The sequence below is a fragment of the Rufibacter sediminis genome (genome assembly GCF_014269285.1).
Classification (GTDB): domain Bacteria; phylum Bacteroidota; class Bacteroidia; order Cytophagales; family Hymenobacteraceae; genus Nibribacter; species Nibribacter sediminis.
In genome coordinates this window covers 169,485-192,604 of record NZ_JACOAF010000020.1, presented here as the reverse complement: position 1 = coordinate 192,604, position 23,120 = coordinate 169,485, and the positions used below count along the sequence as shown (strand labels likewise).

At 53.9% G+C, this 23,120-nt stretch carries 18 protein-coding genes; 7 read left to right on the top strand and 11 right to left on the bottom strand.

Annotated features, from left to right (window positions below):
• Nucleotides 1–23 precede the first annotated feature (23 nt).
• Nucleotides 24–1,070 carry a pyruvate dehydrogenase (acetyl-transferring) E1 component subunit alpha gene (gene pdhA / locus H7U12_RS07495; RefSeq protein ID WP_186635355.1) on the bottom strand — a complete coding sequence of 349 codons (1,047 nt, stop codon included), beginning with the start codon at nt 1,068–1,070 and terminating at the stop codon, nt 24–26.
• Nucleotides 1,071–1,210: 140 nt separating this feature from the next.
• On the opposite strand from pdhA, the gene recF reads away from it, so the two are divergent.
• From recF to H7U12_RS07475, 4 genes are all read left to right on the top strand, one after another.
• Nucleotides 1,211–2,329: a DNA replication/repair protein RecF gene (gene recF, locus H7U12_RS07490; RefSeq protein WP_186635352.1), complete on the top strand. Its 1,119-nt coding sequence runs from the start codon at nt 1,211–1,213 to the stop codon at nt 2,327–2,329.
• A 487-nt stretch (nt 2,330–2,816) separates the two neighbouring features.
• Nucleotides 2,817–3,143 (top strand): DUF721 domain-containing protein, encoded by a 327-nt coding sequence (locus H7U12_RS07485; protein ID WP_241749215.1) that lies wholly within the window; start codon nt 2,817–2,819, stop codon nt 3,141–3,143.
• Nucleotides 3,144–3,198: 55 nt separating this feature from the next.
• The gene (locus H7U12_RS07480; RefSeq protein WP_186635349.1) at nt 3,199–3,732 is read left to right on the top strand and encodes a hypothetical protein; all 534 of its coding nucleotides are present in this window, start codon (nt 3,199–3,201) and stop codon (nt 3,730–3,732) included.
• 71 nt (nt 3,733–3,803) lie between these two features.
• A complete protein-coding gene (locus tag H7U12_RS07475) occupies nt 3,804–4,379 on the top strand; it encodes an acyl-CoA thioesterase (RefSeq protein ID WP_186635346.1) in 576 nt (191 codons plus the stop codon).
• 60 nt (nt 4,380–4,439) lie between these two features.
• Here the strand turns inward: H7U12_RS07475 and cls are convergent, their stop codons facing one another.
• The 7 genes from cls to H7U12_RS07440 all read right to left on the bottom strand — a co-directional run bounded on the left by cls (nt 4,440) and on the right by H7U12_RS07440 (nt 14,200).
• Nucleotides 4,440–5,912 (bottom strand): cardiolipin synthase, encoded by a 1,473-nt coding sequence (gene cls, locus H7U12_RS07470; protein WP_255897302.1) that lies wholly within the window; start codon nt 5,910–5,912, stop codon nt 4,440–4,442.
• Nucleotides 5,913–6,017: 105 nt separating this feature from the next.
• On the bottom strand, nt 6,018–7,070 hold the full coding sequence (locus H7U12_RS07465; RefSeq protein ID WP_186635343.1) for a metal-dependent hydrolase: 1,053 nt from the start codon (nt 7,068–7,070) through the stop codon (nt 6,018–6,020).
• A gap of 477 nt (nt 7,071–7,547) precedes the next feature.
• Nucleotides 7,548–8,240 (bottom strand): ABC transporter ATP-binding protein, encoded by a 693-nt coding sequence (locus H7U12_RS07460; RefSeq protein ID WP_186635340.1) that lies wholly within the window; start codon nt 8,238–8,240, stop codon nt 7,548–7,550.
• A 38-nt stretch (nt 8,241–8,278) separates the two neighbouring features.
• The gene (locus H7U12_RS07455; protein ID WP_186635337.1) at nt 8,279–9,766 is read right to left on the bottom strand and encodes a DUF5687 family protein; all 1,488 of its coding nucleotides are present in this window, start codon (nt 9,764–9,766) and stop codon (nt 8,279–8,281) included.
• Between the two features lie 823 nt (nt 9,767–10,589).
• Nucleotides 10,590–11,228, bottom strand: a complete 639-nt coding sequence (locus tag H7U12_RS07450; protein ID WP_186635334.1) for a hypothetical protein — start codon at nt 11,226–11,228, stop codon at nt 10,590–10,592.
• Nucleotides 11,212–11,700, bottom strand: a complete 489-nt coding sequence (locus H7U12_RS07445) for an RNA polymerase sigma factor (protein ID WP_255897301.1) — start codon at nt 11,698–11,700, stop codon at nt 11,212–11,214. Before H7U12_RS07445 ends, H7U12_RS07450 begins: the two co-directional genes overlap by 17 nt.
• Nucleotides 11,701–12,775: 1,075 nt before the next feature.
• Nucleotides 12,776–14,200 (bottom strand): Glu/Leu/Phe/Val family dehydrogenase, encoded by a 1,425-nt coding sequence (locus tag H7U12_RS07440; RefSeq protein ID WP_186635328.1) that lies wholly within the window; start codon nt 14,198–14,200, stop codon nt 12,776–12,778.
• Between the two features lie 226 nt (nt 14,201–14,426).
• Between H7U12_RS07440 and H7U12_RS07435 the strand changes: the two genes are divergently transcribed.
• From H7U12_RS07435 to H7U12_RS07425, 3 genes are all read left to right on the top strand, one after another.
• Nucleotides 14,427–15,803 (top strand): M20/M25/M40 family metallo-hydrolase, encoded by a 1,377-nt coding sequence (locus H7U12_RS07435; protein ID WP_206683896.1) that lies wholly within the window; start codon nt 14,427–14,429, stop codon nt 15,801–15,803.
• Nucleotides 15,804–15,969: 166 nt separating this feature from the next.
• Nucleotides 15,970–17,322: an HTTM domain-containing protein gene (locus tag H7U12_RS07430; RefSeq protein WP_186635325.1), complete on the top strand. Its 1,353-nt coding sequence runs from the start codon at nt 15,970–15,972 to the stop codon at nt 17,320–17,322.
• A 297-nt stretch (nt 17,323–17,619) separates the two neighbouring features.
• Nucleotides 17,620–19,935, top strand: a complete 2,316-nt coding sequence (locus H7U12_RS07425) for a patatin-like phospholipase family protein (protein ID WP_186635322.1) — start codon at nt 17,620–17,622, stop codon at nt 19,933–19,935.
• A gap of 311 nt (nt 19,936–20,246) precedes the next feature.
• On the opposite strand, the gene H7U12_RS07420 is transcribed toward H7U12_RS07425, so the two are convergent.
• The 3 genes from H7U12_RS07420 to H7U12_RS07410 form a co-directional block, all read right to left on the bottom strand.
• Nucleotides 20,247–21,191: a hypothetical protein gene (locus H7U12_RS07420; protein ID WP_186635319.1), complete on the bottom strand. Its 945-nt coding sequence runs from the start codon at nt 21,189–21,191 to the stop codon at nt 20,247–20,249.
• Nucleotides 21,192–21,553: 362 nt separating this feature from the next.
• Nucleotides 21,554–22,279 (bottom strand): head GIN domain-containing protein, encoded by a 726-nt coding sequence (locus H7U12_RS07415; RefSeq protein WP_186635316.1) that lies wholly within the window; start codon nt 22,277–22,279, stop codon nt 21,554–21,556.
• A 261-nt stretch (nt 22,280–22,540) separates the two neighbouring features.
• Nucleotides 22,541–23,044, bottom strand: coding sequence for a fasciclin domain-containing protein (locus tag H7U12_RS07410; protein ID WP_186635313.1), 504 nt, complete (start codon nt 23,042–23,044; stop codon nt 22,541–22,543).
• Between the last annotated feature and the right edge of the window lie 76 nt (nt 23,045–23,120).

Genomic DNA, 23,120 nt, shown 5'->3' with positions numbered 1-23,120 from the left:
GGGGTTCCCACGGCCTCGGTTTTTTAGTCCATCACGTACGGATAGTCTTTCTCTACGTAGATATCGGTGTATAATTCCTCTGGAGCAGGGTACGGAGACTTCTCGGCGAACTCCACAGATTCCTGTACCTGGGCCTTGATCTTGTTGTCAATCTCCTCCAGTTCCTGCTCAGTAGCGAACTTGTTCTCCAGGATGGTGAAACGCACACTCTCAATGGGGTCTTGGTTCCGGTAGCTTTCCAGCTCTTCTTTGGTGCGGTACTTAGCGGGGTCAGACATGGAGTGACCTTTGTAGCGGTAAGTCCGGAATTCCAGGAAGGTTGGGCCTTCACCGGCGCGGGCACGCTCAGCGGCGCGGGCTACGGCATCATGCACGTCTTCGCAACGCATGGCGTTCACGGCCTCAGACGGCATGTCATAAGACAAACCAAGTTTATACAGTTCGGTCACGTTAGACGTACGCTGCACCGAGGTACCCATGGCGTAGCCGTTGTTCTCCACCACAAAGATGGCGGGCAGTTTCCAGAGCATGGCCATGTTGAAGGCCTCGTGCAAGGCACCCTGGCGTACGGCACCGTCACCCATATAGGTGATGGACACATTGCCGGTCTTGTTGTATTTCTCGGCGAAGGCCAGACCAGCGCCAAGCGGAACCTGCGCGCCTACAATGCCGTGGCCACCCACGAAATTCACTTCTTTGTCGAAAATGTGCATGGAACCGCCTTTGCCTTTAGAGCAACCGGTGGCTTTGGCGTACAGCTCGGCCATCACGGCGTTAGGAGAAGTTCCTAATCCTAGCGGATGCGCGTGATCGCGGTACGCGGTGATCCATTTATCGTCTTTGGTGAGCGCGGTGATGGCACCGGCCGCACAGGCTTCCTGCCCGATGTAAAGGTGACAGAAACCTTTGATTTTCTGCTGGCCGTATAACTGACCGGCTTTCTCCTCAAATTTGCGCATGAGTTGCATCATCTCATACCAGCGCATGTAGGTCTCTTTTGAAAATGCTGGGGCAGCGGTTACCTTTGCCTTTTTCGCATCATTCGTCTTCGCTGCTTTCGTCTCTGCCATACTGTATGGGTATTGGTAAGGGTTAAGTCAAAAAATATCAGGACTTGCCAAACGGCTTTTTCAGAGTAGATTTAGCCCTGGTTTGGTCCTGTAAGGTATTCTAAACATGCGAAATTAAGTAAAAATCTGTAAACAAGTTCATGCTCCTCGAAAATCTACACGTCCTGCACTTCAAGAACTACGAGGAAGCCACCCTGCCTTTTTCTTCGCACATCAACTGTTTCATTGGCGACAACGGCAGCGGCAAAACCAACCTGCTGGATGCCATCCACTACCTGTCGCTCACCAAAAGCGCCTTTACCTCCTCAGACCTGCAGAACATCAAAGAGGGCGAGGACTATTTTATTGTACGAGGCCGGTTTAAAACCGAAGAGAAAATAAGTGCCGTTCAGTGTTATTTAAAGAACGGGCAGAAAAAGATTATCACCTTAAACAAAGCGCCTTACGAGCGGGTGAGCGAGCACGTGGGCAAGTTCCCGGTAGTCCTGATCTCTCCCTATGACACCGATCTGATCAGGGAAGGCAGCGAGGAGCGCCGTAAGTTCTTTGACTCCCTCATGGCCCAACTGGACCATTCTTACCTGGATCTGCTCATCCAATACACCTACGTGCTCAAACAGCGCAACTCGCTCCTGAAGCAGTTCTATGAGAAGAGCTACGTAGACAAAGAGTACCTGCAGATTCTGGACGAGCAGCTGATGCCCCTGGGCACCGAGCTGAGCATTAGGCGAGCCGCGTTTCTGGAAACCTTTGAACCCGTGTTCCAGCGCCATTACCGCCACCTCTCAGACTCGCACGAGGTGGTCACGCTGGCCTACCAGAGCCAACTGACACGCCAGAACTACGCCTATTTATTGGACCAGAGCCAACGCAAAGACCTGCTCCTACAACGCACCACCGTGGGCCCGCACAAAGATGATTTTGTGTTTCTGATGGACAGCAAGAGCGTGAAGAACTTCGGGTCGCAGGGGCAGCAGAAAAGTTATGTCATCGCGCTTAAGCTGGCGCAGTTTGAAGTGCTTTCTCAGAAAAACGGCCAAAAACCGCTTTTGCTCTTAGACGATATTTTTGACCGGCTGGATCAGAAACGCATTGAACAGCTCATGCAACTGGTCGCAAACAACACCTTCGGGCAGATCTTTTTGACGGACACGCACCTGGAGCGCACCGATAAAATCCTGCAACCCCTGTCCAATAACATCCGCCGGTTCAGAATCTCCGAAGGCACCGCCGAGACGATTGAAGAAGACGAAGAATAGTTCTTCGTTGCCCGTGATTAGTTGTCAGTGATTGGTTTGTTGGCCAATTGATTCTGAACCGCTCTTGAAGTTGTTGGTGATAACACCAACAACTGCGGGTGGCAGAGTAACAGCGGAGTCTTTAACGGTAGAATACCCCTGGCGCGAGACTTCAGTCTCGTGACTTGGGATGCTGCGAGTCTCCAGACTCGCCGGGAACCACCTTCCACGCCATTGAGACTACTCCCCCTTGTTGGTGTTCTCACCAACCAGCACCTTCACGGATCTTAAATAAAAATCTCCTGCATCACCGTAAAAAGAAGGGAAGTCTCGTATCAGGAGGAAGCGCTTTAGGCGTGTTTTCCGTAAAACAGGCTTAAAACAGGAAGTGCATAACTGGGCTGGTTCTGGGGATAACCGGGTGGGTAAATTCATCTGGCCCAAACCCCTCCAACCCGTGCACAATTGCAGTACCTTAGCAGCACAGCTCCACTAAAAATCAGCTCTTATGTCCCTGCGTCCGCTTAACCCCAGAAGTCCGTTCATGCGCAAAGCCGATACTATCTCCCTGAAAGACAGTATTGATGCCATGCTCAAAGCCTATAAACTGAACGGAAAACTGAGCGAGGTGCAGCTGGTGAGCTCCTGGGAAAAGATCATGGGCAAAGCCATCTCCATGAAAACGCAGGAAGTGTTTGTGCGCAACCGCAAACTGTACGTGCGCCTGACCTCGGCCCCACTTAAGCATGAACTCAACATGGCCAGAGGAAAAGTAATGGTCCTGATCAATGCCGAGATGGGCGAGCAGGTAGTAGACGACGTGATCTTCCTGTAGTTCCCTCTCTTTCCCTACTCCTTTCATTTGCACGCTCGCCTTTCTACGCATCCTAATGAAGAATCTGAAGTACGTGCTGGCAACGCTGGCGGCAGTTGTTTTCACGTGGCTTCTGCACGAGTTTGCCCACTGGACGATGGGTGAACTACTGGGCAACCCCATGACCCTGACGCTGAACAGCTCGTACCCAACCTCCGGGAGATACGCAGATGCCAGCCATTACAATCTCGTAAGCGCCGCCGGGCCTATGATCACGCTTCTGCAGGCATTCATCGTGTATCTGCTCCTGAAGAGAAAAGAGCTCCGCTGGCTCTTCCCGTTTCTGCTCACGTGCCTGTACATGCGGTTTCTGGCGGGTGCCATGAACATGATCAACCTCAATGACGAAGGAAGGATCAGCCACTCGTTAGGCTTGGGCACCTACACCCTGCCTTTGCTGGTCATCGGGATTCTGGGGTACCTCACCTATGCCACCTGCCAGACCAGAGGCTACAAAGCCCGGCTCACGGCCCTCACGTTCCTGCTGATCATGGTGTTCAGTTCAGGGCTTATTCTGGCAGACCAGGCCTGGAAACTGCACCTTCTGTAAAAGGTGGTACAACGCTGCATCAGTTTCTGACGTTTTAGCCTTATTTTCAGGAAAACAGCCCCAAAACCAGCATGCAGCCACCCAGACTTGAGCCCGATTTATTCCGTCCGGTTTCCCAATCCCGCACCACGCTCACTGAGCTCATGATTCCCAGCTACGCCAACTTCGGGGGGAAGATCCACGGGGGCATTCTGCTGTCGCTCATGGACAAAGTAGCGTATGCCTGCGCGGCCAAGCACGCGGGCAATTACTGCGTGACGGTGACGGTAGATGGCGTGCATTTCCTGCAGCCGGTGGAAGTGGGCGAGCTGGTGAGCCTGATGGCCTCGGTGAACTACGTGGGCAAAACCTCACTCATGGTGGGTATCAAAGTCATCGCGGAGAACGTGAAATCTGGCTTTGTGAAGCACACCAACACCTCGTACTTCACCATGGTGGCCAAAGGCGAAGACGACAAGCCCGCCAAAGTACCTGGCCTGCTCCTGGAAACCCCAGAGGATGCCCGCCGCTTTATTGAAGCCATCCAACGGAAAGAAATCAAGGTGCGGTCTGAGCAGGAGTTCAAGGAAATCAAGACCAACCTGGAGCTGCGCCAGAACATCTCGGCTTTGATGGGGCAACGCTGCCAGCTGGGCTTCGATCTGTAAGCTGTTTTAAGGCCATTTCGAGCAAAACAGGGCTAAAACGCATTCCTTATTCTTCGCTTTTTACAGCAGCGGCGAGAGCAGCCGGGCCAGTTTCTCGAAGAATTGTTTCACGTGTGACCGTTGCCGCCACTTTTCCAGGTCAATTTTATCGGCGTGCCGAAGGTCCTGGTAAAACAGGTCGCGGAGCTGCTGCGCGATGGCCGCTTCGTACACCACGGCGTTCACCTCAAAGTTCAGTTCAAAGCTGCGGTTGTCCATGTTGGCCGTACCCACCATGCTCACGGCTCCGTCAATCACCATGGTTTTGGAGTGGATGAAGCCTTTCTGGTACAGGTAAATCTCTACCCCGGCGTTGAGCATATCGTCATAATACGACCAGGCGGCCGCGTTCACCAGCGCCGAGTCTGAGATGCCCGGCACCAGCAACTTCACCTGTACGCCGCCCAAGGCCGCCACCGTGAGCGCCTGCAGAATGCTTTCGCCGGGAATGAAGTAGGGCGAGGTGATGAGCACTTCTTCCTGCGCCAGGTAAATGCCCTGCAGCATGGAGAACAGGATGGTGGGCATGGGCGAGTCTGGTCCGCTGGCCGCAATCTGCACCGGCGTGTTGGCGTTGGGAACGGGTTTGGCTACAAAATACTTTCTATTTGGGTGCAGCAGTTTGCCCGAGGCGAAGTTCCAGTCACAGAAGAAAAGGTACTGCAGGTAATACAGGCCGGGCCCGTCTATGCGCAGGTGCGTATCGCGCCAGTAGAGGCGCTTGGTCTCGGTGGGGGGATTGATGTAACGATCGGCCACGTTGATGCCGCCCACGAAGGCCGTCTTGGTGTCAATGAGGATGATCTTGCGGTGATTTCGGTAGTTGAGCCGGTTGGCCAGCAGCAGGAAATGGACCTTGTGGAACGGGAACGCCTCCACCCCCGCGGCCCGCAGCTCTTTCACGTAGTTCCCCCGGATGGAGCGGCTGCCGTAATCGTCGTAGATAAAGCGCACCTCCACCCCGGCCCGGGCTTTCTGGACCAGGATGTCTTTGATCTGGTTCCCGATGGTGTCGTTCTCCAGAATGTAGTACTCCAGGTGGATGTAGTGCTGGGCCCCGCTGAGCGCCTGCAAAACCTCGGGGAACTTCTCCTCGCCGTTGACCAGCAGTTTCACCCAGTTTCCGCCGGTCAGCGGACTGAGGCCGTCGTTGAGCAACAATTTCACCAGTTCCTGGAAGCCCTGCACCGTGCCGTCATGGGCCACCAGCATCTCTTCTGAATAGGTGTGCACGCGCTCCTCCAGTTCCTGCAGGAAAATCTCGTCCTCAATCAATTTCTTGGTGTAGATCTTCCGCTTCTTGTAATTGATTCCGAAGGAAAAGTAGATGAGGATGCCTGCCACCGGCACAAAGATGGCCAGCAGCAGGTACGCCAGCGTTTTAGACGTGGAACCCGTGTCATAGATGATGCGCAGGCACACCGCCACCAGCACCGTAAAGTACACGATGTTCCAGAGAAGCAGCCAGTCTACGCTATTCAGCAGGTACGTCACAGGTAATATGGTTCAGGTTTGTTACATGCTATTTCCAGCAAACTGGTGCCTGAAGCTTTCCTCCCCCACAATCCTCTTCCGCAGACTTCCGCCAGTCAGTTGCGTCTATTCTTCTTTATTCTCAGCCCAATGCCTTTCCTCCGGCTCCCCGAAGATAACTCGGTACATGTTCCGGAGGGTTTCCCGGGACCAGCCTTGCACGCGGCCGCGCTGCATGACCAGCTTGTTGTCTACGCCCGGCGGACTGAGGAAATAATGGAACGTGAACCGGGCATCGGGGTTTTGCCAGCCCTGCATCTGGCCGTAGCGGAGCACGTTGAACACTAGCGTATCATTCCAGCGCTCTACGGTGTAATAGCCCTTGGCGAACTTCTCCAGTTCCCGTACTTCCTCCTGGCTTACCGCCGAGGCCAACAGTTGCTGGTTCTTGGGGAAATACCGGAAATCGGTCACAAAACCCTCCGGCGCGAATGCGGAGCGATGACCTATCTGATATCCGTCCGGAGAAGCCGCCACGGCATACCAGAGAAACGTGTTGAACGGTGTAGGCGTGACGAAGAACTCTGAGTACGGTAGATTTTGCCGCGCCAGCGAGGCTTCCAGCTGGGTACTTACCTGCGCTTTGTTGTAACCGGCGAAAAGCAGGTACAGCCCGGCCGGCACCAAACCGGCTAGTGCCCACCGCCACCGGGCAGGCTTGGTTCTGCTCATGATCAGCAGCGCCAACGCCCCCAGAAGCGGCCAGAGGGTAAACAAAGGATCTGCCACGTACAGCAGGTGAAAGGAAAAACGCTGGTCACTGAACGGCTCCAGCAAACCGGTACCGTACGCGTTGCAGGTATCCAGCAGGTCATGCACCACCAGCTGGAGGGCAAAAAACAGGAAGAACTGAGCCCAGGGAATATGCCGGTCTTTGTACCACCTTCCCGCCAAAACCGTCAATAGCCCCGCCACCACGAAGGCAAATAGAAAGGAATGAGTACCTCCCCGGTGAACCAGCAGGTTATCGGCCGGAGAAAGCCACAAGGCGGCAATCACATCCAGATCGGGGAGATTCTGGGCGACGGCTCCCCAGAGCAGCGCCCGCTTGCCCAGTTTCCGGGAGAGCAGGAGTTCGCCAAGACAGGCCCCTAATGCAGCGTGGGTGAGTGAATCCATGGCTTCTTGTGTGGTATTCCTCTACGCACAGCCGCCTCAGGCGTTTTGCGGCTTCTTTCCTGAAAAGAGCCTTAAAACAGAAAACTGCTTAAATGCGCATGAGGAAGCGGGAACCTCCGCGCTCACTCAACCGCTGCTCAACATCAAAATCGCTTTACAGGCCTTGTTGATGTGCTCACTGAGCGACATCTGGCGCCATTCCGCTTGCTGGTGAAAACACGTTGCTGGTGAAAACACGCAGCAAGGGCAAACGTTTTTCGCTTAACCTTTCTGAACCAGGTGCGAAGGAGGTAGCGCTGCCAATCACACTCCTGTAAGAAAAGTTAATGGAAGAGTTTGCTGTAAAGCGAAAAGTCCCCGCGTTTTAGGGCTCCTTTCTTGAAAAAGACTCTAAAACGTGGGGACTCTCCGCTTCTTCTATATGTGGATTACTCCTCTTGCCAAGTACGTTTTTCCACAGAGATTACCCGTGGATAACTAGACGTTAAAGTAGCTTTCCAGCTGCTGGAGCGTGGTTTCGTTTGTTTTCATATCTTCTACCACCTGGCCCTTTTCCAGCAGCACAATGCGGTCGCAGACCTCAATCACGTGGCTCAGGTCGTGGCTGGAGATGAGCAGGGTCATGCCTTGGCGTTTCAGGTCTTTCAACAGGTTCTTGAGCCTGATCTGGGAGCTGGGGTCCAGATTGGCGAAGGGTTCATCCAGGATCAGAAGCTCGGGGTCAGACATGACGGCGGCGGCTACGCCCACTTTCTTCTGGTTTCCCTTGGAGAAGTCGCGGATGTACTTGCGCTGCTCCAGAATCTCGCCGTTGAAGAAATCCCGGAAGCGGTCCAGAAACGCCTGCACATCGCCGGGGGTTAAGCCGTTCAGCTTGCCGATGAAGGCGAAGTATTCCTCCGGCGTCAGGAAATCGATCAGGAAGCCTTCGTCCAGGTGCGAGCCGGTGTACTGTTTCCAGTCTTCGGTGGAGCGCACGTTCTCGCCCTTGCTGAACACCTCGCCCTTGGTAGGCCGGATCAGGTCCAAAATCATCCGGAAGAAGGTGGTCTTGCCGGCCCCGTTGTTGCCTACCAAACCAATGGTTTCGCCTTTCTGGACGGTCAGCCCCGGGATATTCACCACGGTAACGCCGTTGTAATTCTTTTGGAGGTCGCGTACTTCAATCATATCGTTTTGAGGCTATTTTTCAGAAATCGAGGTAAAAACTAAGCTTGCCGGAAACCGGCCGCAATGGCGTATTTCTCCTGCTGGAAGCGTTTCACCACCAGACCCAGCAGCTGTCTATGGAAAATGAACCCTAGGAGGCCGGTAAGCCCCATGGCGGCAACTCCCCACCATGGGTTGTCCATCAGCCCGAAGGGCAGGTAAATGAGGATGGGAATCAGGAGGGCGGGTAGCATCATGATGAACTGCGAGGCCCCTACGCCTTGCCAGTTAAAGGAAGCACTCTTGCTCAGATCGATCCGTTTTTTGTTGTAGGTGCTTAGATACAGCACCACAAAGGTGTTGATCCCGATGTTGTAGAGAAAGCACGCCGTGTTGATGAGCATGATCTTTCCGCCGATGTTGGGCATGAGGCCGTAGAGCAGCGTCACCAGGTAGGCGACCGTACAGGCAGGCACAAACAGCCAGAATTTCCCCAGGAAAAACGTGTACGGGCTCAGGCGCTTGGTGAGCAGAGCGTCAAAATGGGCGCTCTGCCAGCCGGGTACAAACTGCCCGTAGCTCAGCATCATGAAACCGGTCATGAAGATGCCCGGGAAGATGAGCATCGCAAAACCGTCGGTGTACATTTTGTTCGTGTAGAAGATGAACCCGTACGCCAGGAAGAAGATGGACATCATGGTGGTGGATTTCGGGCGTTTGTGGCGCATGATCAGTTTCAGTTCCAACCCGATCAAGGTGCCCAACTCCCCGAACCGCTGCAGGAATCCTATCTCAGCGGAGCCGTCTATTCTGGATTGTTTCCGGACGCGCATTTCCTCTGGATAGGTGTGCGCCACCAGAAAACGGTAATTGATCAGGTACACTCCCACCAGCACCAATAACGGTACCAGCACCCACACCGGGTTCTGCCCCATGGCCTGGAAGAACGCCCCGGAGGCTGTTCCCAACGAAATGTAGTTCAGGTAATCTAGCGTGGCTAAGGCTACCACCGCCAGCAGGAAACCCACGGTTACCAACGGCTTCTCCGCCAGTTGACGCTTGAAGTACAGCGTCAGGAAGTTGTTGACCAGTGTGAGCAGGAAAAGCCCCGCCACCCAGCTCCAGGCACCTCCCAATCCGTACACCTCGGGCAGCATTTTGAGCGCATACGGGATGAAGAGCAGCAAGGGCAGAAAGTTGAACATGCTGGTAATGGATTTCCAGAGCACGAAATGCACGAGCTTTCCTTTGCCCACCGGCAGATGCAGGTACGGCTGAATGCTCAGGACCGGCAGTTCCTGCATGACAAACCGCATACCCAGATCCAGGAGGAAATAATAGAGCATCACCCCGTTGATGACCGCCACCGGATCTTTCCCCGGCAAGCCCCATTCTATGATTTTGTCCAGGAATACACTCAGCAACACCACATACAGCAGCATGAGAAGCATAAAGAAACCCAGCACCAGATTCACGGCCAGGTTCTTCTGCCAGACACTGGAACGGGTAGACTCTTTCCATTGGTGAGATAGTAGTAATCTAATCATAGAGATAGGACGATAAGAAAGCCTGTTTGACAAATTAGTCTCCCAAACTGCTTACTTCTTACAACTTTAGGCAAGTTTTTCTACGGATGGCGGCGATCAAGCTGAAACGCAGAAGCAAGCGTAGATTAGGTTGTTGGTGAGAACACCAACAACGGCACAGATGAGTTGGCAGATTGGTAGATTATCTAAAGAAGGTAAAATGTAGGGCCCCTTTTGTAAGGGCTTTCTTCTATGGGTGCCGTTTTGCGGAGAGAAACAGAGACAAGGCATGCCTTGTCTCTACATGATCAGATATCAGGAGCGCCAAAATTAGCAGGTGTAAACATTCGCCTTCAAAGGGAACACTGCTTTCATTCATCTTATCCACACGGCAGTTTTAAACTACCAGTCATGTTGAGTCCAAGTCACAGTCTTGAACCATGGGTAGAGTAACCTACCCTTCCGAGGAGGGGAATAAAGTTCTACAAATCCGAGGAGGGAAATAAGGCTTTGCTGAAAAGCTCCCCTCCTTGGCTAAGGAGGGGCTGGGGGTGGTTCGCTGCCTCAATTGGTAGGAACTTCCACTAAACGCACCAAAACCAGCCTTTCGGGAGAGCGCCTTTGTTTTAGACCTGGTGCCGCGTAGGCGGCAGGCCTGCTGGCCAAGGCTAAAACAACAGCCCGAACCCGGAAGGCGGGGCCTCGCGGCCGTGAGCGCACGGAGCCCAGCTATGAAACAGCCCAGCTTATGCACCTACGCAAACTGCAGCCTTCCGCCAGAACAAGCAAACTACGTGCACACTTATAAATTCTGGAAAATCGATTAAAGCTTGGGAAGAAACCTTTACGCTGCTATCTCCAAACTCTCCAACTCACAATACGCCCCTTTCAGCGCTTTGAGATGGTCGCCAAACATTTGCTTGATGTACCACTTCAGGAAGAAGTAGCCCAGCACCGCCCCGATGAAAAAGCCGAAGGTCAGGCGCGGGTACATCTGCTCCCAGGGCAGATGGGACAGGTTGAGGCCTTTGACTAGTTTCAAATACCCCAGTTGGCCGACAGCCAACCCGATGGGCGCTAGCAGCATATTGGTCCAGAAGTACAGTCTGGTGAGCCCGGTGAGCATTTCAATGAGGTTGCTCAGCGTGGCCCGCAGGTTTTCAGTGGTCACGTTCAGGTTCTTCACATACGACAGCCTTGCCCAGAAATAACCTAGAAACGGCAGACACACCACCATGACTACCATGCACAGCACCAGAAATACCGAGTCTTCCCGAAAGAGAACCGCTCCAACGCCTGCCAGCAGAATGGTAACCACCTGCAAGATCATCTCGAAATAGATGTTCCGCTTGAGCTTGGTCAAGGCGTTCTCGGTCCGGACTTTCAATAAGCCTGCAATCTGGTGCTCGGTCACCTGGTGCGCCGCCGCCGCTTGGGCTGCGTACACCTTCCAGGTATCTTTGAGGCTATCTAATTTCATCATACACCGGGGTTAACAGCTTCTCTAGTTTCGCTTTGATGCGGTTCAACTTCACGCCTACATTTGATTTGGTGATTCCTATGATCTCGGCCATCTCGTCGTAGCTTCTATCTTCTAAGTACAGCATCACAATGGCCTTTTCTACCTGAGAGAGCTGGTCAATGGCGGCGTAGAGGTATTTGATCTTCAATTCATACTCGGCGGAGGTATCTGGCGCGGCCGGAATCTGCAGGTCCATGTCAGAGAGGGAACCGTGGAAGGGACGGCGGCTTTCTTTCCGGAAACTAGAGACGGCGGTGTTCAGGGCCACCCGGTACATCCAGGTACTTACCTTGGATTCGTGCTTAAACGTAGGATAGGACCTCCAAAGTTGCAGGACTATTTCCTGAAACAGGTCTTTCCGCTCCTCGGGGTCCCGGCAGTACATGCTGCACACCTTATGGATCAAGGCTTGATCCTGGGCAATGAGCTTCACAAATTCTGCGCGTAAGGCCGGATTCTCCAACGTAGTACGTAAAGGTTTGAGGTATTAGTAGTCGCTACCGGGGGGAAATTACACTTTCTACCTGAAATAACGTCTCTTGTCCTCTTTTAGACGTTTTGAGGCAGTTTTAGAGAAAATAGGCCAAAAATAGCATGTGAATGTTCCTTCAATCAGAGAGGTAATTCAGGTTGTTGGTGAGAACACCAACAACGGCGGATGAGTTGGTAGATTATTTCAGATATTACAATGTAGGGGCACCTCTTGTGGGTATGTTTTTGCAGGTAATCACCGGCAGTTGCGGAGGGCACGCAGGAGACAAGGCATGCCTTGTCTCTACATTCAGCAAATAGTAGGAGCGCCAAGACTGGCAGGTGTAAACATTCTCCTTTTGCCTTTATAAAGGGAACACTGCTTTCATTCTTCTTATTCTCACGGAGGTTTCAAACTGCCAGTCATTTTGGGTCCAAGTCACAGACTTAAGCCCTGGGTAGAGTAACCCACCCCTACCCCCTCCGAGGAGGGGAATAAAGTTCTGCAGATCCGAGGAGGGAAATAAGGCTTTGCTGGAAAGCTCCCCTCCTTGGCTAAGGAGGGGTTGGGGGTGGTTTGCTGCCTCAATTGGTAGGGACTACTGCTAAACGCACCAGTTCCAGCCTTTCGGGTGAGCGCCTAAGCAGGTTCCGGTGCCGCAGGCATTGCGACTGCAAGGAGCAAAGGAAGCTGGTACAGCGCGAGCCCGGAAGGCGGGGCCTCGCGGCCGTGAGCGCACGGAGGGAAACCATGAAACAGCCAAGAGCATGCATCCACACCAACAGCGGCCCTCGGCCAGCACAAGCAAACTGCATTCCCAAGGTATAAACAGCCTTCCGCCAGCAAAAGCAAACCGCATGCCTCACGCCAACAGCAGCCCTTCGCCAGCATAAACGGACTACATACTTCATAAAAACAACATCCACGGAACCTACAAACACCGCAAGAAAAAACGAAACGCCTCACCTAAACCTCGGTAAAGCGTTCCGTTTTCGAGCTTGTTTTGCCAAAAAGGCCTTGAAACAGCCAATCTCCATCACGGGAAAATACCCAGGGACTGGTAGCTCACGCCAATCTTCTCAATGGCAGTGTAGAACCCGGCGGTACGCAGATCCGTGATGCCTTTGATCTGGTGGGTCACTTCGCGCATCTCCTGGTAGGCGGTGATCATGGTGTCTTCCAGGCCGGAGTACACTAGGTCGCGTTCATCGGCCCCGTGGATGATGAGGAGCTTTTCCTCCGCGGAAAGGCTTTTGCCCGTGGTTTGCTCAATGGTGTTCACCAGACGTTTCAGGCTGGCCTCCTCGGCGCGTTTGCCCATCCGCCCGAAGCGTACGTTGGAAAGGTTCTTGAGCCACTCAAAGTACGAGACCGTCACCCCGCCGGCGTTCAGGTAAAGGTCGGGCAGGATCACGACGCCGCGGGCATGGAGCACGCGCTCGGCCTCCTGTGTAATGGGACCGTTGGCACCTTCGGCAATGATCTTGGCTTTGATGTGCTCGGCGTTGCCGCTGTGAATCTGGTTTTCCAGCGCGGCCGGCAGCAGCACGTCGCAGTCATATTCCAGCATCTCAATGGAGTTCGCGATGAAGGTGCCGCCCGGGTGGCCCTCAAAGCTGGTGTTTTGCTTCCGATAATAGAAAATGCTGTCTATGTCTAGTCCGTCTGGGTTGTAGATACCGCCTTCGCGCTCGGCTACGCCAATGATGATGGCGCCGTCTTGCTGCAGGAACTTACCGGCGTGGTAACCCACGTTCCCGATTCCCTGGAGGATGATGCGTTTCCCAGCCACGCCGCTGGAGAGCCCCAGGGGTTTCAGTACCGCCGGGTCCTGCAGGGCCTCGCGCAACCCGAAGAAAATCCCAAGACCTGTCGCCTCGGCCCGACCTCTGATCCCGCCTTGGCCCACCGGCTTTCCGGTCACGCAGCCCAGCGCGTTGGTCTCACCAAATTTGAAGGTATGGTAGGTATCGGCAATCCAAGCCATCTCGCGTCCGCTGGTTCCGTAATCGGGTGCAGGCACGTCAACGGCCGGGCCAATCAGGTTCTTTTTGATGAGTTCCGAGGCAAAGCGCCGGGTCACCCGCTCCAAGGTCTCCACGGAAGACGTTCTGGGGTTGATCTTCACGCCTCCCTTGGCTCCCCCGAAAGGGACATCTACCACGGCGCATTTGAAGGTCATCAGGGTAGCCAACGCCACTACTTCGTCTTCGTCCACGTGCATGCTGTACCTGATACCGCCTTTCGTAGGCAATTTATGCTGGCTGTGCTGGGCTCTTATTCCTTCAAACACCTGCACCTGCCCATCTACCTCTACCGGGAAGTTCACTTTGTACACGCTGTTGCAGATTTTGATCTGCGACAGAATACCGGAGTGGAGTTTGGAGTGCTGGGCAGCCTGGTCATAGTAGTAATGGACACTGTTCAAAAATTCTTTGCCGGGTGACACGGATTGACTCATAGTTTCTGCAGTTGGTGGTTCAAGTAAAACGTACTAACCCCGCTTCACGTTGCTTCCCGCCCAATTGTTCCACGGAGAACATTTTCAACCTTCTGTTTATCAGCTACTTTCCAAAAGCGAGGCTTAAAACCCATTTTTCCTCCCTGATCTGCCCGCTGTATTGGTTTCTGCCAATTATTCCGGAAATTACGAGTCTGATTACACCAACAACCCCAGATTTCTATTTATGTTTCCTCCTGTTTCCTCGTTTGCCCGCAAAAGCGCCGTGGCGTTGGGCTTACTTTTTTCCCCCATTCTTTTACCCGCCCAGAACATTGTCAGAGTAGACCCTGTGATCAAAACCATGACCGAGCAGGTCTCGGCTCAGGAATTGGAGCGCCTGGTGCGCGGTCTGGTGAGCTTTGAGACCCGCCACTCGCTCAGTTCGGTCAAAGACAAGAAAAAAGGCATTGGCGCCGCCCGCAACTGGGCTGAGGCCGAACTGAAGAAAGCCGCCGCCACCTCGGGCGGGCGCATGACCGTGACTCAGGACAAATACATCGTGAAAGCCGATGGCCGTCGCGTACCGCAGGACACCGAGTTCGCCAACGTGATGGCCACCCTCAAAGGTACAGATCCCACTGATGACCGCGTGTTCCTTGTGAGCGGCCACATAGACAGCCGCAACACCGACATCATGGACGTGACCGGCAAAGCGCCCGGCGCCAACGATGACGGCTCCGGTACCGCCGCCGTCATTGAGCTGGCCCGCGTCATGGCCAGGCAGCAGTTCCCGGCCACCATCATCTTTGTGTGCGTGCAGGGCGAAGAGCAAGGTTTGTACGGAGCCAAGCATCTGGCCGAGCGGGCCAAGAAAGAAAACTGGAACCTGGTGGCCATGCTCAACAATGACATGATCGGGAACTCCTTCTCAGACGAAACCAACCTGAAAGACAACACCCGCGTGCGGATTTTCTCGGAAGGCGTACCTGCGTTTGAAACCCCGGAGATGACCGCGCTACGCAAAAGCATTGGTGGCGAGAACGACAGCCGTAGCCGCCAGCTGGCCCGCTACATGAAAGAAATGACCAGCCGCTACGTGCCGCAACTGGAAGTGGTCCTGAACTACCGCACTGACCGTTTCCTGCGCGGCGGCGACCACACGCCATTCAGCCAGGCGGGTTTCACGGCCATAAGGGTGTGTGAGATGAACGAGAATTACCAATACCAGCACCAGAACGTGCGCACCGAGAAAGGCATCGCCTACGGCGATTTCCCGGAGCACGTAGACTTTGAGTACGTCCGCAAGAACACCGTCATGAACCTGGCTACCCTGTCTAACCTGGCCCTGGCGCCTTACTCCCCGGAGGAAGTGGGCGTGGTCACCAGCAACCTCACGAACCAGACCGAGCTGCGCTGGAACGCTCCGGCCAAAGGAGAGAAACCGGCCGGTTACTACGTGCTTATGCGGGATACCTCGGCGCCTATGTGGGAAAAGAAAATCTACGTGGAAGGCACTACCACTACCCTGCCGTACTCCAAAGACAACTACTTCTTTGCCGTGCAGGCCGTAGACGCCGAAGGCCACGAGAGCTTACCCGTGATGCCGAAACCTCTTCGGTAAGTTATTTTAGGCCTTCTTTTCAGAAAACGTAGTGAAAACAAGCCCGGCGGTCTGTACTGCCGGGCTTGTTTCTCTTAGAGGTAGCACCCATTCACAGGCAGAATCGTACGCTTCTCAGGGTGAAAACCGCTTGCCCTATTTCAGTCCTTTGCACTACCTTTAATCTATGCTCTCCAGTACCCTTACGGCTTCCAAACCCTCTTTCCTGACGTGGCTGCGCCAGCCGGTAGACAATGCTCCTTTGATTGTCTTCCGGTGGATATTTGGGCTGCTGCTGTTCCTGGAATCGGGTGGGGCCATTGCCACGGGCTGGGTGAAGAAGAACCTGATAGACCCCACGGTCTTGTTCCCGTTCATCGGGTTTGAATGGCTGAAGCCGCTTCCCGGCAACGGCATGTACTTTTATTACGGGGTTATGGCCTTGCTGGGCTTGCTGGTCATGGTGGGGCTCTTTTACCGGGCCAGCATCACGGCGTTCACTTTCCTGTGGTGGGGCGCGTACCTCATGCAGAAGACCAGCTACAACAACCACTATTACCTCTTGCTGGTGCTCTGTTTCCTGATGCTGCTGATGCCCGCCCACGCGTACGCCTCCCTTGACGTGAAACGGAAACCGGCGTTACGGTCGCTTTCTTGCCCGCGCTGGTGTCTTCTCCTCTTTGTGGCCCAGATGACCATTGTCTACACCTACGCAGCGATCGCCAAGGTCAATGCCGACTGGCTGGCGGGGATTCCGGTGCGGGTGTGGTTTGCGAACAAGAGCCATTTCTGGCTGATTGGCGGGCTGTTGCAGCAGGCGTGGTTTCAGCAACTGGTGGTATACGGCGGTATTTTCTTCGATCTTCTAATTGGCCCGCTGCTGCTGTGGTCCCGCACCAGAAAGTGGGCGTTCCTGCTGGCTATTTTCTTCCACGGGTTCAACTCGGCGGTCTTCCATATAGGCATTTTCCCGTACCTGGCGCTGGGGTTGTGCGTCTTCTTTTTCCCACCCGAAACCATCCGGCGGAAATTCCTGCGCCACAAACCGGCTCTCTCCGCAGTTCCTACCCCCGCCCCGGTGCTGCATATGGGAGAAAAGAGCTTGCTGCTGCTGCTGACCGCCCATCTGGTGGTACAGGTAATTTTGCCCATGCGGCAATGGTGGTTCCCCGGCAATACCAACTGGACCGAGGAAGGGCACCGGATGTCCTGGCACATGATGCTGCGCACCAAGTCTGGAGCGGCCTACTACAGGGTGGAAGCCGATGGAAACGTCTTTGAGGAGTTCCCGGAAAAGCATCTCACCCCCAAGCAGGCCCGCACCGTAGCCACGCATCCAGACCTCATCTGGCAGTACAGCCAGTTTTTGGCCCGTAAATACTGGCAGCTGGGGTACAAAGAGGTCAAAGTATTCGCGCTTACCCAGGTGAGCCTCAACAGCCGTCCCTACCAAGCTCTGGTAGATTCTACCGTGAACCTGGCCGCCGTTCCGTGGCAGCCGCACACGCCCTCTCCCTGGGTAGTGCCTTTACAGGAGTAGAAGCCGCCTTTGCCCCATTCTCAGAAGAAAAAAACTCTGCTGTTGAGGGGCGGCAGCCCTTCTGTTGCCAGCAGGCAGAAACATAGCCCATATTTCTGCTGCCCTGGAACGGAAACAATCTACTTTCCTTCTAACCTTTTTCTGTGATTTTAGTAAGTGCACCTAAGCGGCTTTGTTGATGGCTTTTAAGCCTTTCCCAGTACTTCCTTTCTCTAGCAGAGTTATTCATTACTTTGTGGCCAAGGCATACCTAAGCACAGGCAATTCGCCCTTTTATTTCATTTTTAGCTGTTTTATATGCCTAAACTCTTATCTCACTTAAGGGTACTTCTCGTTTTCATATTGCTTCTTTCTGGCGAGACCTCGGCGCAGAAGGTGGGCCTGGTATTGAGTGGCGGCGGCGCCAAAGGATTGGCGCACGTGGGCGTCTTGAAGGTGCTGGAGAAAAACAACATCCCCATAGATTACATTGTAGGCACCAGCATGGGTGCCGTGGTGGGGTCACTGTACTCGGCGGGTTTCTCGCCGCAGGACATAGAAGACCTGGTCTTGTCGCCTAAGTTCCAGTACTGGGTCTCTGGCCGGCAACTGGAAGACCACGCCTTCAACTACTTCAGCCTGGACCCTTCGCCGGCCGCCTTGCGGCTCCCACTCACCCTCCAGTCCAGCCTGAAAGTACAGACCACCGGTGGCCTCATCAGTGATGTGAACCTCAACTATGCATTGGCTTCCACGCTGGCGGCCGGGGGTGCTATTGCGGAGTATGACTTTAATAAGCTGTTTGTGCCGTTCAGGGCTCTTACCGCCGAGATCTTCACCCGGCAGCAGATTGTGCAGCGCAGCGGGTCTTTAGCCGATGCCGTCCGGAACTCCATGGCGGTGCCGCTGGCCTTCCGCCCCATCCGGCAGTCAGACGGGCGTTATCTGTTTGACGGCGGGCTCTTCAACAACTTCCCCACCGATGTCATGCGCACGGAGTTCAAGCCGGATGTGATTATTGGCGTGAACGTGGGCGATGTCTCCTATAAGAAGTACCCCAAAGAGAAGGACGATGAATTGCTGGGCAGTTCGCTCATTTTCCTGAGTTTTGACGTGGCCGATACCCTGGCCGTGGGACCCAACGGCGTGCTCATCCAACCTGATCTGGAAGGCTTTGGCACCACAGATTTCGCTAAGGTGAAAGAATTGATTGACCTGGGTGTGAAGTCTGCCGAAGGAAAATTGCCCCTCCTGAAAGAGCGCATCACCCGCCAGGCAGACTCTGTGCAGTTGGCCCACCGGCGTACGGCTTTCCAGAGCCAGGCCCCGCCGCCGCGTTTTGCCCGGGTTCAGGTAAAAGGCCTCAAAGAAAACCAAAACACCTACGTGAGCAAGTTCTTTCTGCGCAAAGGTGACAACTACACCATAGATGACATTGAGGAAGGCTATTACCGCCTGGCAGCCAATGATTTCTTCAGGGGCATTTACCCGCGCATCCAGTTTGACAGCACCGCCGGCGGCTACGTGCTCAACATTGATGCGCAGCAAAGCAACAACGCCACCGCTGAGGTGGGGGCTGTCTTCAGCACCCGCCCGGTAGACAACCTGTACGTGGGCCTGGAGTACCGCTACCTCAACCGTCTGCTGTACACCATGGGCCTCAACGCCAACTTAGGCAGGTTCTATTCGGCCGGTCAGTTTGGTTTGCGGGTGAATGTGCCGGCCCGGCTGCCGTTCTACATTGAACCCTCCGTGATGTACAGCAGCCTTAACTACCAGGGCACCAAAACTTTCCTGGACCGAGACGCGGCCAGCACCCAGGTGCGGCAACGTGATTTCAAGGTAGGTCTGCAAGCCGGGTTCAGTCACAACTTCAGAAGCAGGTTTGTGGTAGACGGCTCGTATTTCTCCAATGAAGACGAGTATGCCAACGTGGAAAATGTCTCCTCGGATGACGTGCTGGACGAAACCGATTTTGTAGGCCTCACCACGGCGCTGCGCTTTGAGCGGAACTCCCTGAACCGGAAAATGTACTCTACCCGAGGTCACCGGGCGGTACTGGGTTTTAGGGCCGTTATGGGAGAAGAAGCCTATAAACCCGGCTCCACCTCTCTGCGCCCCGATGCCCGAACCGTTGACCACAAATGGGTGCAGTTCTCCGCTACCTATGAAGGCTACTACCCCTTCAACAATGACAAAAGCAGTTGGGGTTACTTCTTTGAGGGCATGGTGAGTACGCAGGGGCTTTTCTCCAATTACCGGTCCTCGCTCACTTCGGCACCCACGTTCTCGCCCCTGCCCGACTCCCGTACCCTATTCCTGGATACGTACCGCGCCACCCGATACGCAGCCGCCGGATTGCGCTACTCCCAGAACCTGTTCACCAAATTTGAATGGCGCACCGAGGCCTTCGTGCACCTCAGACACCGGCCGCTAGAGGAAGGAGACCTGCAGCAAGCCGTCAGAGCCAGCGGATTTGACCGGCCCCGCCTCACCGCCAGTACCGGCCTGATCATGCAATTGCCCATCGGGCCGGCGGCCCTGCACTTCATTCACTATGACAATGATGAGAACCGCTGGGGCGTCTTCGGGCACGTAGGATTTCTGCTGTTCCGGCCGCGCACGTTGCAGTAACAGGATCTCACGTCCGGAGAGAATAGCCATCTTAGGAAATCACCTTAGGTTGAGGGAACTAGCATTCCCGCCCCAAAAAAGAATCCCGTTTACTGCCCTTTTTTGGAAAAGAGGCGGTAAACGGGATTCTGCTTTTTATTAATCTTTCGGTGACAACCAATCGCGCAAAGCAGCGATGCTTAGATGGGTTTGACTTGGCAGATCAATGTCAGGAAAGTAACGGCCTGGCCTTAGCCGGTTTTAGGCTTGATTTTATGAAAATGGGCTCAAAACAGGACCTCCGGTTTTCAGAGACCTGGACGGTCCAGCTTCTATTCCGCGGAAGCGAGGGAGTGGTAGTACTCGTACACGGTCTTCAGAAAAGGGACTTCCTGCCCGTCTTGCACTTTATAATGCAGAATGCTTTCCAGCTTGCCGTTCTCATTGTAGCTGAAGACATCCCGCAGATACAGCTGCTTCTCCCGCAGCACACGTTTCTCCACGGGTTTCCGCTGCTCATTGTAAGAGAACAGAATGGTTTCTGGGAGTAGAAAAGTGCCGGAACGCATCTCCAGCTCGGCGGGTAGCAGGGCGTCGTTGTATTTTATCTTTATGGTTTTCAGGGTGGTGCCGTCTGTAGGACTGAGGAGCATGCGTTTTTTGACTCTTCCCTGTACCGCACTGTACTTCCACCGCGGTCCTTCCTCTTTGAGAAGGTGGTTCACATCATACGGCTGGATGTATTGCTCATAGATGGTCTGATCATCGGCGGAGGAAATGGAAGCTTTCCGGGGAATTCCTTCATGATCTATGGCCACTGATCCCATGTGAGTTTCCTGGCCATCTTTCAGCAGGAAGATGTCTTTGGATTTGACGTATTCTGGCAGGTACTGCAGATTTTTCTTGTATTTGATGCCTACGCCGGCTAATTCATGGGTGGTGACCGAAGAATACTCCGGTTCCAGATCTCGGCCAGCAATGGTCTCCGCGATTACCTGTGAAAGTACGCCTTCTCTCACCAGGCGGGTATTCTGGCCTTTGTTGAGTAGCAGGACCGCATCCATGCCCTGCAGCTTGGCTTCGGTTTTGATGGCGTTCACCAGCTCACTATAGGCAACCGCATTCCCCATCACCTTCTTCTCCAGAATAGCCACCTTTACAAAAGCGGTATCGGTTGGTTTCTCGCCGGGGAAGAACACCTCCACGTCTTTGTCCTGGAAAGGGGTTGGAAGGAAAGAAAGCCTGCTTTCAGGGTCGTTGGATAAGTACTGTTTCATGCAGCCGCTGCTAAGCAAGGAGACAGCCACTAAAGAGGAGTAAAGAAGGGTTTTCATACGGGGGCGATTGTTATACTTGTATAGACAATATAGCGGGCTCTTACCCCTACAATTTACATTTCATTTTGTAAATATTCTTAGCGCGTTCCATAAAAAAGTCGCTCAGTGATCAGGAGTACTTCCCAGCCACTAAGCGACTTATGCGCTTTGTAAGAATATGTACCAGAAGCGAAGCCCGCTAACGAAGTGACTCGCTTCCGCTTCAGTCATCTGGGTTTTAAAGCCGATTTCCGGAAAACAGGGCTATTTCATCCGCTTCAGCGGCAGCTTGCCTAGCTCACCCACCGCGAAGGTATTCTTGATTAGCCGCGTTTCTTCACTGATCCGCTGCCGCTCACACGGCTGTCTACGTTAGGCGAGCCTTCATACATTACTCTTCCGCTGCCGCTGATGCTGGACTTGAGCGAGGAGGTGGCATTGACTTCACAGGAACCGGAACCGCTGATGCTTACGTTAGCCTGGCTGGTCTTGAACTGGTAGCCCTTCATGGAGCCGGAGCCGCTCACCGAGATGGTGCTTTGCTGGCCCTCGCCTTTCAGTTCAATGCTGCCCGAGCCCGAGATGCGGCTGGATACGTTTTCTACATTGGCGGCCAGCTGAATATTGCCTGATCCACTTACCGCCAGATCCAGAGAAGAACCTTTGAAGGTACCTTCGCCCCTGATCTTCCCGGAGCCGCTGACGCTTAACGCCTCTACTCTTGGTACGGTGATGTAGATAGTCACCCTGTCTTTGTTGGATGACCAGTTGAAGTCCCGTTCCTGGTCTATTCTTTTGATGATCAGGCGGCCATTCTCCACCTCGGTAACCAGTTGCGCCAATTGCTCGGCGTCTCCTTCCACTTTCACGCTTTGCGAGCTGCCCTGGCGCAGAATGACATCGGCCGGATAGGCCAGACTAATTTTCTGGAAAGCGGCTAAAGCGCGGGTTTGCTCATCCAAGACAGAGCGGTTGGCCCCTCTAAAGGAAGACAAGGAAACAAGAAGGGCCAATACAGCCAGCAAGGGGAAGAAGTTGGTTCTTTTCATGGGAGTAGCGTTACGTTTCATTCTATAGATGAGCGGGTCTGCCAAAGAGTTGCTTCTGGGAAGAACTTTATTTTAAATTCTTTGCGAGAAGCCCATCCTCCCAGAGTACGCCTGATGAAAGAACGATTCATTCGCCAAGTCTCCGGGCACCGTGAAGCTTTGGGCTGCTTTTCAGAAAACAGGCTTAAAACAGGTTTTCCGCAAAAACAGAGAGGGTCTGCCTCTAAAAGACAGACCCTCTCTGCATTCACACATGCCTTTCTAGAAGGTGTTGGTGCTTGTTTGTACGGCTCCGTTCAGTTGGTGCCAAACGCCATTGAGGTAAAGCTGGTCTGACTGCAGCAGGCGCACCCCACTTACCAGCAGGGCTCCTTTCTTCCGGCAGACGCGCAGCGTGTTTCCGTTCAAGGTTTTGATATCGGCGCCGTCGCGCAGATCCTCAGTGGTGAGGCTGCCTTTGACCATGTGCTGTTCCAGAAAAGCGCGCAGCTGATCTGGGGAGTCGTTCTGATGCTGGGTTAAGGCCTGCGCCGAGGGTACGAAAAAGGTATGCTCCTCTCCGTTGGATAAAACAGGCATGAGACCGGCTTTGGTGACTAGGTCTAAGAGCAAACGGTCTTTCTGGGCAATTCCCTCGCCCATGCTCAGGTTCGCCACTTTAGAGGTGGAGGCTACTTTGGCTTCCAAGGATTGCGCCTGACCCGTCACCTGAAGCAGCACGCCAAGGCACAACACCATCCCTATCTTTGTAAAATTCAACAACATCTTCGCCTCCTTTCCTTTAAACCACCTGTTCTACAATAGTATACGTGGGTTTACAAAAAAAGTCGAAGGATGTCTA

Coding starts and splice junctions, on each gene's coding strand:
- H7U12_RS07460 (WP_186635340.1), bottom strand. CDS start 8,240: ATGATTGAAGTACGCGACCTCCAAAAGAATTACAACGGCGTTACCGTG.
- H7U12_RS07425 (WP_186635322.1), top strand. CDS start 17,620: ATGCCTAAACTCTTATCTCACTTAAGGGTACTTCTCGTTTTCATATTG.
- H7U12_RS07415 (WP_186635316.1), bottom strand. CDS start 22,279: ATGAAAAGAACCAACTTCTTCCCCTTGCTGGCTGTATTGGCCCTTCTT.
- H7U12_RS07465 (WP_186635343.1), bottom strand. CDS start 7,070: ATGGATTCACTCACCCACGCTGCATTAGGGGCCTGTCTTGGCGAACTC.
- H7U12_RS07440 (WP_186635328.1), bottom strand. CDS start 14,200: ATGAGTCAATCCGTGTCACCCGGCAAAGAATTTTTGAACAGTGTCCAT.
- pdhA (WP_186635355.1), bottom strand. CDS start 1,070: ATGGCAGAGACGAAAGCAGCGAAGACGAATGATGCGAAAAAGGCAAAG.
- H7U12_RS07410 (WP_186635313.1), bottom strand. CDS start 23,044: ATGTTGTTGAATTTTACAAAGATAGGGATGGTGTTGTGCCTTGGCGTG.
- H7U12_RS07430 (WP_186635325.1), top strand. CDS start 15,970: ATGCTCTCCAGTACCCTTACGGCTTCCAAACCCTCTTTCCTGACGTGG.
- H7U12_RS07450 (WP_186635334.1), bottom strand. CDS start 11,228: ATGATGAAATTAGATAGCCTCAAAGATACCTGGAAGGTGTACGCAGCC.
- H7U12_RS07485 (WP_241749215.1), top strand. CDS start 2,817: ATGTCCCTGCGTCCGCTTAACCCCAGAAGTCCGTTCATGCGCAAAGCC.
- H7U12_RS07420 (WP_186635319.1), bottom strand. CDS start 21,191: ATGAAACAGTACTTATCCAACGACCCTGAAAGCAGGCTTTCTTTCCTT.
- H7U12_RS07435 (WP_206683896.1), top strand. CDS start 14,427: ATGTTTCCTCCTGTTTCCTCGTTTGCCCGCAAAAGCGCCGTGGCGTTG.
- H7U12_RS07475 (WP_186635346.1), top strand. CDS start 3,804: ATGCAGCCACCCAGACTTGAGCCCGATTTATTCCGTCCGGTTTCCCAA.
- H7U12_RS07480 (WP_186635349.1), top strand. CDS start 3,199: ATGAAGAATCTGAAGTACGTGCTGGCAACGCTGGCGGCAGTTGTTTTC.
- recF (WP_186635352.1), top strand. CDS start 1,211: ATGCTCCTCGAAAATCTACACGTCCTGCACTTCAAGAACTACGAGGAA.
- H7U12_RS07455 (WP_186635337.1), bottom strand. CDS start 9,766: ATGATTAGATTACTACTATCTCACCAATGGAAAGAGTCTACCCGTTCC.